The 13,799-nt window shown below is 58.4% G+C and carries 12 protein-coding genes and 1 pseudogene; 6 read left to right on the top strand and 7 right to left on the bottom strand.

Translation table 11 applies throughout. The annotated features are described in order from the left end of the window. Window positions 1-263: 263 nt before the first annotated feature. Together HL45_RS16200 and HL45_RS16195 are read right to left on the bottom strand one after the other, a co-directional pair. Window positions 264-641, bottom strand: coding sequence for a response regulator (locus HL45_RS16200; protein ID WP_049972234.1), 378 nt, complete (start codon window positions 639-641; stop codon window positions 264-266). Beyond that, window positions 634-2,109, bottom strand: coding sequence for an ATPase domain-containing protein (locus HL45_RS16195; protein WP_049972233.1), 1,476 nt, complete (start codon window positions 2,107-2,109; stop codon window positions 634-636). Before HL45_RS16195 ends, HL45_RS16200 begins: the two co-directional genes overlap by 8 nt. A 153-nt stretch (window positions 2,110-2,262) precedes the next feature. Here HL45_RS16195 and HL45_RS16190 point away from each other — a divergent pair, with 153 nt between their 5' ends. Then, on the top strand, window positions 2,263-2,901 hold the full coding sequence (locus HL45_RS16190; protein WP_049972232.1) for a cyclase family protein: 639 nt from the start codon (window positions 2,263-2,265) through the stop codon (window positions 2,899-2,901). A 29-nt stretch (window positions 2,902-2,930) separates the two neighbouring features. Here the strand turns inward: HL45_RS16190 and HL45_RS16185 are convergent, their stop codons facing one another. The 4 genes from HL45_RS16185 to HL45_RS16170 form a co-directional block, all read right to left on the bottom strand. After that, a complete protein-coding gene (locus HL45_RS16185) occupies window positions 2,931-3,677 on the bottom strand; it encodes a ribonuclease H-like domain-containing protein (protein WP_049972231.1) in 747 nt (248 codons plus the stop codon). A gap of 23 nt (window positions 3,678-3,700) precedes the next feature. Further along, the gene (locus HL45_RS16180) at window positions 3,701-6,337 is read right to left on the bottom strand and encodes a PKD domain-containing protein (RefSeq protein ID WP_049972230.1); all 2,637 of its coding nucleotides are present in this window, start codon (window positions 6,335-6,337) and stop codon (window positions 3,701-3,703) included. A gap of 130 nt (window positions 6,338-6,467) precedes the next feature. Beyond that, complete coding sequence (locus HL45_RS16175; RefSeq protein ID WP_049972229.1) at window positions 6,468-6,833, bottom strand: DNA-binding transcriptional response regulator; 366 nt, start codon at window positions 6,831-6,833, stop codon at window positions 6,468-6,470. Further along, on the bottom strand, window positions 6,823-8,301 hold the full coding sequence (locus HL45_RS16170; protein ID WP_049972228.1) for an ATPase domain-containing protein: 1,479 nt from the start codon (window positions 8,299-8,301) through the stop codon (window positions 6,823-6,825). Before HL45_RS16170 ends, HL45_RS16175 begins: the two co-directional genes overlap by 11 nt. A 362-nt stretch (window positions 8,302-8,663) precedes the next feature. Between HL45_RS16170 and HL45_RS16165 the strand changes: the two genes are divergently transcribed. Continuing rightward, on the top strand, window positions 8,664-9,530 hold the full coding sequence (locus HL45_RS16165; RefSeq protein ID WP_049972227.1) for a QcrA and Rieske domain-containing protein: 867 nt from the start codon (window positions 8,664-8,666) through the stop codon (window positions 9,528-9,530). A gap of 32 nt (window positions 9,531-9,562) precedes the next feature. On the opposite strand, the gene HL45_RS16160 is transcribed toward HL45_RS16165, so the two are convergent. Beyond that, window positions 9,563-10,771, bottom strand: a complete 1,209-nt coding sequence (locus HL45_RS16160; protein WP_049972226.1) for an MFS transporter — start codon at window positions 10,769-10,771, stop codon at window positions 9,563-9,565. Window positions 10,772-10,917: 146 nt separating this feature from the next. Between HL45_RS16160 and HL45_RS22055 the strand changes: the two are divergent. The 4 genes and pseudogenes from HL45_RS22055 to HL45_RS16145 form a co-directional block, all read left to right on the top strand. Next, window positions 10,918-11,076, top strand: a pseudogene (locus HL45_RS22055) (DUF7347 domain-containing protein); the annotation flags it as partial. Window positions 11,077-11,107: 31 nt separating this feature from the next. Further along, window positions 11,108-11,578, top strand: a complete 471-nt coding sequence (locus tag HL45_RS20515; protein ID WP_049972225.1) for a chromate transporter — start codon at window positions 11,108-11,110, stop codon at window positions 11,576-11,578. Window positions 11,579-11,849: 271 nt separating this feature from the next. Further along, complete coding sequence (locus tag HL45_RS16150; RefSeq protein WP_049972224.1) at window positions 11,850-12,842, top strand: glutathione S-transferase family protein; 993 nt, start codon at window positions 11,850-11,852, stop codon at window positions 12,840-12,842. A gap of 47 nt (window positions 12,843-12,889) precedes the next feature. Beyond that, the gene (locus HL45_RS16145; RefSeq protein WP_049972223.1) at window positions 12,890-13,798 is read left to right on the top strand and encodes an acetamidase/formamidase family protein; all 909 of its coding nucleotides are present in this window, start codon (window positions 12,890-12,892) and stop codon (window positions 13,796-13,798) included. Window position 13,799: the final 1 nt, after the last annotated feature.

Here is a 13,799-nt window from a genome sequence, read left to right as displayed (position 1 = left end):
CCAACTGCGTTGGTTCCCCCTTGGCCCTCGCTGGACTCCGGTTGCACTGGAGTCCAGCCTGCCACCGAACCTCCAGCCGTCCCCCTGAACCCCCCGCTGACGCTTCGGCCCTCCCCCACCCCAATCGTCGCCGGACAAACTCTACTCGTCATCGGTTTGCCCCCACCGAAAATCGCTTTTTCACAGAAATCAGCACGTCCGCGGCCTCGTTCCGCTCGAAACGAAAAAATTCGGCAACTCCACCGGTGTCTCCTCACCCGACCTCAGTTCATTCGGATGTATTCCATCAGTCCGCGTATCGTCGCCTGCAAATCCGCTTTGTCCACCGGCTTTTCGAGAATCGTCTGTGCCCCCCTGCTGACCGCCTTCTGGCGCATTGCGGGCGGAATCTGTGCGGCGAGGACGAGCATCGGAATGTCGCGGTCGTTGAGTTGCTCACAGCGCTTCCAGATGTCCTCAGTAAAGCCGTCAACGTCGAGGACGGCAAGTGCCACGTCGTCCCGAACGGAGAGCAATTCGTCGAACTCGGACATACTCGTCGCAATTTCGACATCGTAACCACCGTTTTCGAGCAGTCCGGCGAGCAGTTCGAGGTTCCGCTCTTGTTTCCCGAGTGCGAGGATAAGGGCCGCCTCACCCATTGTACGACTCCGATGGCTGTTGCGCCACCTCCGGAGAACCCGAGAGGACACTGTTGAGTTGGGTCAGCGGTTCTCCGACTTTGAGTCCATGCTCGGTGATTTCGAACTCGCGAAGCGTGCGTTCGAAGTCGCTCGTCCGCTTTTTCAACACGCCGATGGCCTTGCGCATCTCGCCCGTCACTTCGAGGTGGCGGAGGAAAATGATATTGTCCGCGAGATAGCTGATTCCCGCCTCCGTGGCTTGGAACTCGCCGGTGATGGTGTCGATTTCGTCCACGAGGATGACGGTGACGCCCATGTTTTTCAGATATCGGCAGAGCGAGTGGAGTTTTCGCACCAACACGCGTTCGTTGTCGTCCCGAAGCGAGAGTTTGTAGCCGTCGATACCGTCTATCATGACGATGCTGGTGTCGTTTTCCTCTACATCTTTCCGAACGCGGTGGGCAAACTCGGTGGCGGAGCGGTCGAGCGGTTTCATCTCTTCGACTTCAAGCGCCCCCTGTTCTTGCATCCGTTTGACCGGGATGTTGATGGTTTCGCTCCGTTCACGGAACGTCTCCAACGTTTCCTCGAACATGTACATGACCGAGCGTTCACCTCGTCCCGCGGCCTCTTTCATGAACTGCGTTCCGACAGTCGTCTTGCCGACCCCAGTTGGCCCGCTTAGAATGCTGATGGTTCCGCGTTCGAGACCACCGTGAAGCAGTTGGTCAACTTCTGGAACGCCCGAGGAAACGGATTCGATTTCGAACGTTCGGGAGTGGTTCGTCGGAGATATTTCCGGATAGACCGCAAGGCCGCCCGTTTTGATTCGCATCGCGTGGTCGCCCTCATTGACCGACGACCCGCGGAATTTCGGGACGCTGATGGTGCGTCCGTGCGTCGAGTTTTCCAGTTCAATCGTGCCGTCGGTCATATACTGCAGGTCGTCGTCCGACGATTCATCGCTGTGCTGGGACGTAAACAGCACTGTCGCACCCTGCTCTTTCAGGTAGTGCATGAACGCGATGACTTGCTTTCTGAACTGATACTCGTCCGACGTCAGATGACGAAGTCGGGTGAGCGGGTCGATGAACACCCGGTCTGGGTCGATGGATTCGACCCGTTCGGTAATCGCTTGTGTGAGCGGTTCTTGTTCGACTTCGCTGGGTGTGAAAATATCGTAGGATTGCTCGTCAACGAACACGTCGGAATCCGGACTTAAATCGAGGAAGTGAACGTCCGAGAGGTCGATGTCGAGCGTCGATGCGTTGTCCCGAATGTCCTCCGCTGATTCCTCCAAATTAACGAACAGAACCGTCTCGCCAGACTCGACACCAGCAGTGAGATAGTTCATTCCGAGAATCGTCTTTCCTGTTCCCGGGTCACCCCGAAGAAGGTAGCTTCGTTTTGCGATGAAACCCCCTCGCAAAATTTCGTCAAGCCCCGTTGTTCCGGTCGATATTTTTGTCAGTTGAATGTTACTCATACGCGGCGTTGCTATACCTGCTCAGTGGAGCGGTATATTTCTACCGGAGTCTGTACTCTTGAAAGTTCGGGAGAGTAGTAGTCGTACCATAATTTATAAAATCCCGAACGAACCGCGCAGTTTTATTTCAACATCCCATTCGGACGAACGAGGATGTACCGTGATTGTTCCCACTCGCTCGACTCGGGCGCGACAGTGTACCCCGACGACCCACCCGTAAACTGCACGCCGCATGCGACCCACGAGGCGGACGGCTATCGGGTCACCAACCTCGAACTCGGGAGCCACAGCGGAACCCACGTCGATGCGCCGTGTCACACCGAACCCGAGGGGCGAACGCTCGATTCGTTCTCCATCGAAACGTTCGTTTTCGACGCCCTGCTGGTCGATTGCCGTCAAAAGGTGGCCAGAGAACCGATTCGCCCCGCCGACCTTCCAGAACCGACCGACGACGACCTGCTCGTCTTTCGGACCGGATGGGACACCCACTGGGGAACGGACGACTATTTCGACCATCCGTATCTGACCCGCGAAACCGCAAGATGGTGTACAGACCACGACTACCACGTCGCCATCGACGCGCTGAACGTTGACCCGACGCCGACGGAAAACGCAACTGAAGGGGAACCCGAAGGAGTTCCCGCCCACCGCAAACTGCTCGGAACCGACCACCTCATTCTGGAAAATTTGACCAACCTCGATGGATTGCCGCGACAGTTTCGATTGACCGCGTTTCCGCTTTCCGTAGAAGATGCAGATGGTGCGCCGGTTCGTGCGGTTGCGGAGTATTGAGCGCAAACGCGGGTTTCCCGCGTTTGCGCTCAGGGCAGATGACACGCGAACACGTCGTCGTGAAGCGTCTCGGTAACCGTCTCCAAAATCGTCTCCAGATTCTGCGTGTCGTACTGGTTGTATCGAACGAGCGTCTCCAGTGCCGCTTCATCCCCTGCTTCGTACTGATACCAGAGTCGAACTGCATCCTGCCCGCCGATGTCCATGCCGCCGCGGCTGACGCCGAGTTCGTTTTCCACCGCACTCAGCCCGCCGGAGAGGCCGAGACGTTTGCAGGTGTACATCAAATCGAGGTGCGGCGCGTCCATCGACAGGTCGAAGTTGTGTTCCAAGAAAGGCTGGTCGAACCGCTTGCCGTTGAAGGAAACGAGCAGATCGGACTCCGAAAATTCGCGCTGAAGGGCCTCCGCCGTGAGGTCGTCACCTCGAACCAGCGTTTTCGTCTCGCCGCCGCGATGCAAACTGACGGTCGTGACGACGCTCGAATATTTGCTTAGCCCGGTCGTTTCGATGTCGAAAAAACAGGTGTTCTCGCGGAAGTTCTCGTACAGTCGCCAGTTCTCGCCGCTGGGAAATTCGGACGCGAAATAGCGTGAGTTGCCGTCGTCGAGATGCTCGCTCGCCGTGGCGATGAACGACTCGATTCTGTCCCCCGTCGCGCTGCCGACGAGCGACGGGTCGAACTCGTTCCAATCGATTGCACCGTTTTGCCACAGTTTCTGCTCCGTCTTCTCGCCCACCCCGCGGACGGGAATGAAACTGTTCTCGATTCGCATTGCCGAACCATTTGAGGAGAGGGTTAAAGACGTTGCCTCTCGCGGGCGAGAACCACCAGCGCGAGAAGAGCAACGACGAATCCGAATCCTGGTTGGCCATTGCTAAGCACGTCCTGCGTTTCCGCCGTTCCCGTGGTCGTCACTGTCGATGTCGTTTTCCTGGCGTTCGTGGTGTTGGTGTTAGCACGCGACTCTGCCGAATTCGACTGCCGGTCGTCCGGGGAGTTCGTTTCGGTGCCAGTTCCGGACTCGGGTACCGTTTCCGCTCCCTCACCAGCGACGCTCACCGCAATGGTCGAGAAGGCAGAAACGGTCGCCGAAAATTCGACTCCGTCCCGCGTGCTGTGAACGGTGTGCCACTCGTCGCCCCGAAGTTGGGAGAGGGTCACGTCCGAAAGGGTCGCCCCCTCCGGTAGTTCGTCGGGCGAAACAGAGAACCGAATCGTCGCAGAATCCACGTCACCGGTTCGAACGTATCGCTCCCGAAGGTCGAGAAGTGCGAGAGCGTTCTCCGGAGCGTCAGAAGCGTCATCAACGGATTTTCCGTCCGCCGTAATCGCGGTGTTCGCGTCGGTTCGGTCGAACTCGATGCCGACTTCGGTGAACGAGACGGCGGCCGTTTCCTCGCCGGAGAGGTCGGCCCACGCGGTTTCGCCGTCTCGACCGTTCAACACGTCGATTGCCACGCCGTCGTCGCCGTGCGATGTTTCGACGATTGCTTCGCTGAATCCGCCACCGCCGCCACCCGCGCCGCCAGCACCGCCGCCGTTAGTACCGTTTCCAGCACTACTGTTGTTTCCGGGGGCACCGCCGCCATCCTCGCTCCAATTTCCGATTTCGAACGTTCGGGCCGCGGAATCGGAATTTCCGGCGTCGTCATACGCCGTAACTCGCAGCGTTTGTGGGCCGACCGTCTCGAACGTGTTCGAAACGGTCGGTGAGTTCGTTTCCTTCGTCGTTCCGTCATCGAACTCCCAAACGTAGCGAGCAATTCCACCCTCGTCGGTCGTCTCCTCGGCGGAGAAGGTGACCGGAACGCCGGAGAGTATCGTCAGCGGGACGGAGATGTTCGCAATCGGTGCACGCGTGTCCGCCACCGAAATCGTCTCGCTCGTACTCGCGGTTACGCCATCGTCGGCAACCGCCGTCACGGTCGGAGAGAACGTGCCGATTTCGGCGTAGCTGTGTGAAACCGTCGGTTCCGCGGTCGTTTCGTCGGTCACCCCGTCGCTATCGAAATCCCATCGGTATTCGGAAACAGCGCCGCTCGCGTCCGCAGTGAGCGAAATCGAATCGCCGAGTTCGACCGAATTCGGGGTTGAAAGGCCGGACAACTCCGGCGGCGCTTCGTCAAGCGAAACCGAGACGTGCGTCGAATCACGAACGTCGAGGGAACGAACCGCACCGCCGACGAATCGGTCGGAGTCCGGCGGCGACACTCGAATAGTCAGACGTCCGGTGAGTTCGAGTCCGGGTGACTTGCCGCCGCCGAGTCGCCCGCTTTCGTCGGTTTGGAACGTTTTGCTCGCCGTCGCTCCCGTCGGACTTCGGTGGGTTACCGTAACGTCCGCGTTCGCAACCGGCGTCCCGTCGTCGTCGGTAACGGAGAACATCGTCGTGTGCGCCTGTGGGAGTTGCCGGTCGAAATCGACGGATTCCGTGCCGTCGATTCTATCGACGGCGAACAGGTCTGGCGCGCCATCACGCTGAAAGTCGGGTTGGACAAACGAAACGTGGTGGAACGTCATCCCTTCCAGTTGCTGATTGAATGGAAGCGTCGCGTCGAGTGCGCCGGAATCATCCAGTGCAAACGAACGATTCTCACCGTCGGCGAACGTGCGTTCGGTTCGAATATCGACCGAACCGGACGTCGGCGTTCCGTCGAACCGGCTGAAACTGCCGGTCACGTCGATAGCTTCTTCCCCGTCTTCCAACCGAATCGTCAGCGTTTGTTCGTTCGTGACAGTCAGATTTCGGCGATACTGACGCTGGACGAATCGCTCTTGCGTCGGCGGGGAGCGAACCGCAACCGAGACGTTTCCGGCGATTTCGACGCCGGTAAACGGCGCTCTGTCCGCACGATAGAATCCGTTTTCATCCGTTTCACCGACGATACCGACCGATGCGTTCGAATCCTCTGCGTGGTCGCTCAGACGAACGCTCACGTCGGAAACCGGATTTCCATCTGTGTCGAGAACACGCACGTTGAGCACATGCGCGTTCGGGACGGTAATTTCACCGATGTTTTCAGATCCATGACCGGTTGCATACATGTCGGCAACTCCGTCGCGCTGCCAGTAGTGATTGTCAGTTTTCTGGTAGAAACCGACCGTCCCGTCGCCATCGAGGCTGAACGAACCGGTTTCGTCTGTCGTCGCGTAGCGATGTGTCCCACCGTCGAACGACCAGACGGAATCGCCGGTAAGCGGGGTGCCGTCAGCGGCGCTCAGTTGTCCGGTGGTCGCCGTTGGCGTCGATGCCGTCAGTGGTGCTGATTCTGTCACCGCCGCTGGCGTCGATTCGCTTGCTGTCGCCGAAATGCTGGCAACTGCCGGGGCCACGGCAGAAAACAGCATGATGGCGACGAAGATGAGGCTCACGACGGTGCGACCAGAAATCAGGTCAGTCGAATCGGCGTCTGAATGTGTCCGTGAAATCATCGCTCGGGGGATATGGTTTGTACACTTAGACAGACAGATTTCAAACAGGTAAGAAATTGTGTGTAACTGGACAGACTATATAAGCCAATCCGACGATTGAAGGTGGTTCAAAAATGGAGTGGCGTTCAGTTTACTGCATCAGCATGCCGCGAATCGTCGCCCGCAGGTCGGCCGTATCGACCGGCTTTTCGAGGATGGAACGAACGCCGCGGCTGATTGCTTCGCGTCGAACGTGCGCGGGCGTCGATGGGGTGAGGACGACGGACGGAATATCTTGTTCGTGCAGATAGCCACATCGCTTCCACAAGTCCGCCGTGAACCCCTCGGTATCGAGGACGGCGATTTCGATTCGCTCGTCCCCGCGGAGGACGGCATCGAACTCCCCGACCGTAGTCGTGATGCGCGCCGTGCATCCTTCTTGGTCAACGAGGTCGGCGAGCAGTTCGAGGTTTTTTTCGTTCTTGCTAAGGACGAGGACGAGCGATTCATCCTCCATTGTCCAGTGTGGATTCGACTTCAGTCCACTCCGGCGCGCCCGACAGAACGCCTCGAAGCCTGGTAAGCGGTTCGCCAACTTCGAGGCCGTGGTCGGTGATTCTGAACTCGCGGAGCGTGCGCTCGAAATCGCTCGTCCGCTTTTTCAACACGCCGATGGCCTTGCGCATCTCGCCCGAAATTTCGATATGGCGCAGGAAGACGATGTTGTCCGCGAGGTAGCTGATTCCCGCCTCCGTCGCTTGAAACTCGCCGGTAACGGATTGGATTTCGTCCACGAGAATAACTGAGACGCCCATATCCTTGAGATAGCGCGACAGCGTGTGGAGTTTCCTGACGAGCATCTCATTGCTCTCACTGCTAATCGAGAGTTTGTACCCCTGCAAACCGTCTAGCATGACGATGTCCGTGTCGTTCTCTTCGACTTCGCGCCGAACTTCGCGGGCGAACTCCATGGCGGAATGGTCGAGGGGTTCGACTTCTTCGACTTCGAGCGCTCCCTGTTCCATCATCTCCTCGACGGGGATGTCGATGGCCTCGTTCCGCCGCATAAACGTCTCCGTACTTTCTTCGAACATGTAGATGACCGAGCGTTCGCCCCTGCTCGCGGCCTCCTTCATGAACTGCGTTCCGGCGGTCGTTTTGCCGACCCCAGTCGGCCCGCTCAACACCGTGACCGTTCCGCGCTCGATACCGCCGTGAAGCAGGTTGTCGATTTCGGTGACGCCGGACGGAATCGGTTCGGCGACGTACTCCCGGTCGTGCCCGTTCGTCGTCAGTTCCGGATAGACGGCGAGACCGCCCTGCTCGATTCGCATCGAGTGTTTGCCCTCCCGAATCGACGACCCGCGGAACTTCGGAACCGAAATGACGCGACCCATATCCGGCCGTTCGAGTTGGATGGTGCCATCGGTCATATACTGCAGGTCGTGGTCGGGTGAATCCGGCGTACTCTCCGACGTGAGCAGTATCGTCGCCCCCTGCTCTTTCAGGTAGCGCATAAACGCGATGACCTGCTTTCGGAACTGATAGGTGTCAGAGGTGAGGTGGCGCAGTTTCGTCAACGGGTCGATGAACACCCGGTCGGGTTCTATCGATTCGACACGCTCCGTAATCGCCGTGGTAAGCGGTTCCTGCTCGACTTCGCTCGGCGAGAAAATATCGTAGGACTGTTGGTCAACGAAGACATCGGAATCCGGACTCAAATCGAGGAAGTGAACGTCCGAAAGGTCGATTCCCAACGTTGTCGCGTTGGAACGAATGTCCTCTTCCGATTCTTCTAAGTTGACGAATAAAACCGTCTCACCCGCCTCGACGCCAGCAGTGAGATAGTTCATTCCGAGAATCGTCTTTCCTGTTCCCGGGTCGCCCCGAACGAGATAGCTCCGTCCTGGAATAAGACCACTGTGCAGTATCTCGTCCAGTCCAGACACGCCCGTCGATATTCGCTCTGGTGGACTGTGAGTCATGCCCTAGTATAGATATCACTGTAACACGCATATATCTCTATTGGGCGTGAAAGGAAGAAATCACCAGACGGGGAGGTTGTAACACTGTTTTAATCGTTTTCGGTATGTGAATCTGTAATGGATAATATCATACCGAGTAAAAGTCGTCGCAGTCGGCGAGGGAGAAATTATCAAGAAATATAACATTACTCGATAGACATTCGGAGTAATCGGTGCGGACTAGCGAATGGGCGACGAATAACAAAGGGCGGTGAATCCCTAGCCTCCACGATTGCGTGGTGAAACATGCGCAAACTGATGATGCGCAAACCTTCGTGATGACACGAGGGTTCCACAACGAACCACGCAGGGTGAACAACACGATGTCAGAGGCGGACAAATATCCGGAAGACACGTCCCGTCGTCGCTTCGTCAAGGGAGTCGTCGGAAGCGCGGCGTTGGCAGGTATCGGAACTGGAACGGTGGCAACGCTCAACTCCGCGACGGCACCGACTGGTGAAGGCGGAGGTATCATTCAATACTACGGCGTCGAAAACACGGCGGGGCCAGCGCCGCGACCGATGCCACAAATTCCGGTCGAAATCGAGGACAACGGTGACGTGAAAGGAGTCTGGCCGGAGGTTCAACAGCAGCGGCAGGCAGGGCAAACGATAACCGTCGCCGAACAGCAACTCGGCGGCGTCACGTACTCGTCGGAGTGGTTCCAGTACTGCGGCGTCCAGACGTATCCCGGCGTCGAACCAAACGCAGACCAAGACAACTACTTCCGCTACGCATCGTCGTCGCAGTACGAATGGCAGTCGGAGGTAGAAGGGGGAGCCATCGTCAACGTCAGCGATTTCGAGGACTATGAATCGTGGGGCAACGGTATCGGTCAATCGGGGCTCGGGAAACCCGCTGTGGCGACGTGGCGCTCGCAGGACGTTCCCGCGAGCGGGACGATTCCTGTCCAACTCATTCGGAGCACGCGAATCGAGGAAGCGGCCAACGACAATCAGTGGTTGAGCGCAAGCACGCAACAGGGCTTCATCGCCATCATGGACAAATGCACGCATTTCTGCTGCGTGCCGCTGTTCAAGGGCGACCCCGGCAGTGCGAAGTTCGGGGCTGCGGACGAGATTTACTGTCCGTGCCACCAGTCGGTGTACGACCCCTTCAGCATCGAGCGAACGTCGTTCGTCGCGCTTCCGCGGCCCGACGACGACAGTTCCGGAAATTCTAGCGAGTGAGACGACGCCGGTTTGACGACGCAGTCCAGTTGTCAATCGGCTTGCTCGGGTCGAACGGGCGAACGCGCCGAAAACGGGTCTGCGGTCGCGCGAATGACCGCGACGGCCCCGACGGCGAGACAGCCGAATCCGGCCAGTGCAACCAGCGGCGAGGTGACGTCAGCCACCGCGCCGCCAGCAGTTCTGCCGACCAGAAAGACGAGCGCGTGAACCATGGAAACGCCGCTGAGCGTGGTCGCTCGTCCGTGGGAGGCGACCCGGTCGTTGACGAACGTGCTTCCGAGCGTGTCCGTGACCGTATTCGCACCGCGGGAAAGGAAAAACACGGGGAGGGCCACGGCGTGAACCGAACTGGCCAGAATGAGGACGACGGCAAGCATCGTCGGCCCGACGACGAACCAACGCCCGACCCCGATTCGACGGCCGATGGCGTCGGCAGTCGAGGAACCAACTGCCGCGGCGAGCATGAGGCCGGCGTACAGCGGGCCGAGTGTGGACGGTCGAAAACCGATAGATAGCGCAACTGGTTGGACGAACACTTCGACCGTTTCCGGCACCGCGAGGACGATTCCGGAGAGGATGACGAACGAGCGAACCGTTCGGTTCGAAACGACCGAGACGAGGGCGGTTCGCGCTTCTCTGAGCGAGAACCCTTGGTCTGTGCGGGACGCGGCGGGTTCCGGCAGCGTCAGGACGACCAGCGCGCCAATCGCGGTCAGCACGCCCGCGAGGAGAAACGGCAGAGCAGACCAGTTTTCGTAGAGCGCGCCGCCGACCAAGGCGGAAATCGCGGCGGAGGCGTAGAAGACGCCGGTCGCTCTGCCGCGAACGCGGGTGTACGTCTCGGTTGCCTCGTGGTCGGTCAACGTGTCGTACAGCCACGCGTCCGTGCTTCCCGAGCGGAAAGTCGCGGCCAAGCCCCAGAAGCCCCAGAAGAAGACGAACCCGGCCAAGGAATCGGCGAATGCGAACCCAAAATGGGTGACGGAGATGAGGACTGAACCGACGAAGAGGCTGTTCCGGCGACCGATTCGGTCACCGACGTAGCCCGTCGGAATCTCGCCGAGAAGCGTTCCGGCGAAAAACATCCCGGCGGCGAGGCCGACACCAGCGAGGTCGAGGCCCTGTGCGAGCGCGTGCACCGTCAGAATCGGGTAGACGAATCCACCGGAGGTGAGGCCGCGATAGCTGTAGAACCGAATGATGAGCGAATCGATGGACGAGTAGGTGTGTTGTGACATCGAGCGTAGTGGTCGTAATCGACAAGGAAGACAGGGGGTAATAATCGCTCGTAGAAAATCGTTTCAGTTGTCGGAATTACACGAATGGCGTTCGTCTCCGACGCCAATCAGTAGTTTTTGTTCGGTTCTCCGTGTCGGTTCAGTCGATGGATTCAGCGACGGGTGAGACAACCGACGAACGCGTTCGAGACGCCTTCCAACTGCTGGCGAACGAAACCCGACTGGAAATCCTCTTCGCGCTCTGGAACGCACCGGAGTGGACGGCGACGTTTACGGAACTGAAAGACGCCGTCGGAATGCGTGACAGCGGCCAGTTTCAATACCATCTGAACGAACTTGCCGGGACGTTCATTCGACGAACGACTCTGGGCGTTCGACCGCTGGACGCGCCGACTGGTGGGAAATCTCCGCGATGCTGTCTGTCCGTGGTGTTCGAGTACAGTCAGCCACGAACTTTCCGTCGAGGATTCGACGGACAGTTCAGCAGAAAGCGATGGGGTTCTCGGGCCATTCGTCGCCGCATTTGCGGCGTTCGCGCCCTCGTTTATTTTCATCGTGGCGATGTTTCCCCACGTGGCGAGAGTGCGCGACAATCCACAGGTCAGAGCCGCACTCGTCGGTATCAACGCCGCAGTCGTCGGCGCGATTTTGGGGGCAACCGTCTCGCTGGCACAGGAGGCAATTATCGACCCACTTACCGCCGCGCTCGCAGTCGTGACGTTCGTGCTGTTCGTCCGCGGAGTACAGGCAGTGACGCTCATCCTCGGTGGGGGAGTCGTGGGTATTGGGGCATTCTATCTGCTCTAAAATCTCGAGAGGCAATGAACATCGAGTTCGGGTGAAATCGGCGCAATCTTTTGGATTTCTAGAGAGATATACAGAAAGATATACTGAGAGATATCCAGACAGATAGCCAGAAAGCTACCTAAGTAGGTGTGAAAATATCCAGATGGGAATACATGTACCATCCCGATAGCTACTCTGAAATCGATTCTAGCTCCTTACAGCGCAACCAGCGAACCCGGAAGGAACGTGGGGGAACCGCAGGGCTAAGTCGAAAACGGCCCTACTTCGAACCATGAGAATGCTCGTGGACGGCGAGTGGCAGACGGATGCCTACGAGACGACGAACGAAGAAGGTGAGTTCGAGCGCCAGACTACGTCGTTTCGGGACTGGGTCGAAGCGGATGAGGATGCGGAGTTTCCGGCAGAATCGGGACGCTATCACCTCTACGTCTCCTCCGCCTGTCCGTGGGCGCATCGGACACTCGTCACGAGGACGCTGAAAGGACTGGAAGACGCGATTTCTGTGTCGGTTGTTGACCCCTATAGACAGGACGACGGCTGGGAGTTCTCGCCGGACAGGTTGGGCTGTACCGCCGATACAGTGAACGGAGCGGACTATCTGCGCGACGTGTATACTGAGGCCGACCCGGAATTTACAGGTCGCGTGACGGTGCCGGTGCTGTGGGACAAAAAGAAAGAAACCATCGTCAACAACGAATCGGAGGAAATCATGCGGATGCTGGACACCGCGTTCGACGACGTGGCGGAGCGAGACGTGACGTTCTACCCTGAAGCGTACCGCGACGAGGTTGACGAAACCATCGATGCGATTTACGAACCAATCAACAACGGCGTCTATCGGTCTGGATTCGCCGACACCCAATCCGCCTACGAGAAGGCGGTAACCGAGTTGTTCGCCGCGTTAGACCATTGGGAGGACGTGCTCGCCGACCAACGGTATCTGGTCGGCGAGAAACTGACGGAAGCCGACTTTGCGATGTTCACCACGCTGGTACGATTCGACGCGGTGTACGCGACGCATTTCAAATGCAACATCCGGCGAATCGTAGACTACCCGAACCTCTGGAACTACCTGAAGGAGTTGTACCAACTGCCGGGAGTCGCTGAAACGGTGCGGATGAACCACATCAAAGAACACTACTACCGAAGTCACACCGACATCAATCCGAAAGGAATCGTCCCGAAGGGGCCGGAACTCGACTTCGAGGAGGCACACGACAGAGAACGGTTGGCTGGCGGGCCACCGGAAGCGATTCGGCAATAGCGTCTCCCAAACGTGGTTTTTTGCAATCGTGCGTGGCAGAGTATTCCATGGCACGACAGACAGTAGCCTACGATGCGGACGGTCTCATCTACGAGTTCACGCCGACCCTCGAACCGGTGTACACCGCGGAGAGTGGCGAATCGCTAACCGTCGAAACCATAGATAGCATCGGCGGGGCGGTGCAGGAAGATAGCGACGTTGTGGACGAAGTTCCCGACGAAGTCAACGGCGCAACCGGGCCAATCGCGGTGGAGGGGGCAGAACCCGGTGACGTGCTGAAGGTCGAAATCGAGGACGTTCGGGTCACCGAAGACCGGGGGCGAGTGCTGACGATTCCCGGATTCGGCCTCCTACAGGAATCAGATGAAATCGAAGAACCGAAAACCAGAGTGACCCCGGTCGAAGGCGACATGATTCGTTTCGATGACATCGACGTGCCGATTCAGCCTTGTATCGGTACCATCGGGGTCGCTCCGACGGAGGAATCGTACACGACGCTCGTTCCGCACGACCACGGAGGAAATCTCGATACGACGGATATGACCGGCGGAACGACGGCGTATTTTCCGGTTTTTCAGGAGGGTGCGCTGCTTGCGATGGGCGATTCGAAGGCGGCGATGGCCGACGGAGAGATGTGCGGAACCGGCGCGGAAATCAGCACGGACATCGACATCACGGTGACGGTGCTGTCGAACCCCGGTTTCGAACTCTCGCGGCCCGTGGTCGAAACCGCGGATTTGTGGAAGACGATTGCGAGCGCGGAAACCCTCGAATCGGCCTGCCAGTTGGCGAACGAGGACGCGATTGCCCTGCTCGCGAACGAACACGGATTCGACGAGACGGACGCCCATCTGTTTTCGAGTCTCGTCGGCGGACTCGAAATATCGCAGGTTGTTGATCCCCTCGTGACGGTCAGAAACGCGATTCCGAAGGAGTACCTCTCGTCACCGTTTTAAA

Source organism: Haladaptatus cibarius D43 (assembly GCF_000710615.1).
In the GTDB taxonomy this organism is placed as follows: domain Archaea; phylum Halobacteriota; class Halobacteria; order Halobacteriales; family Haladaptataceae; genus Haladaptatus; species Haladaptatus cibarius.
The sequence above is the reverse complement of the archived record's forward strand: the minus strand, read 5'-3'. Positions and strand labels throughout refer to the sequence as shown.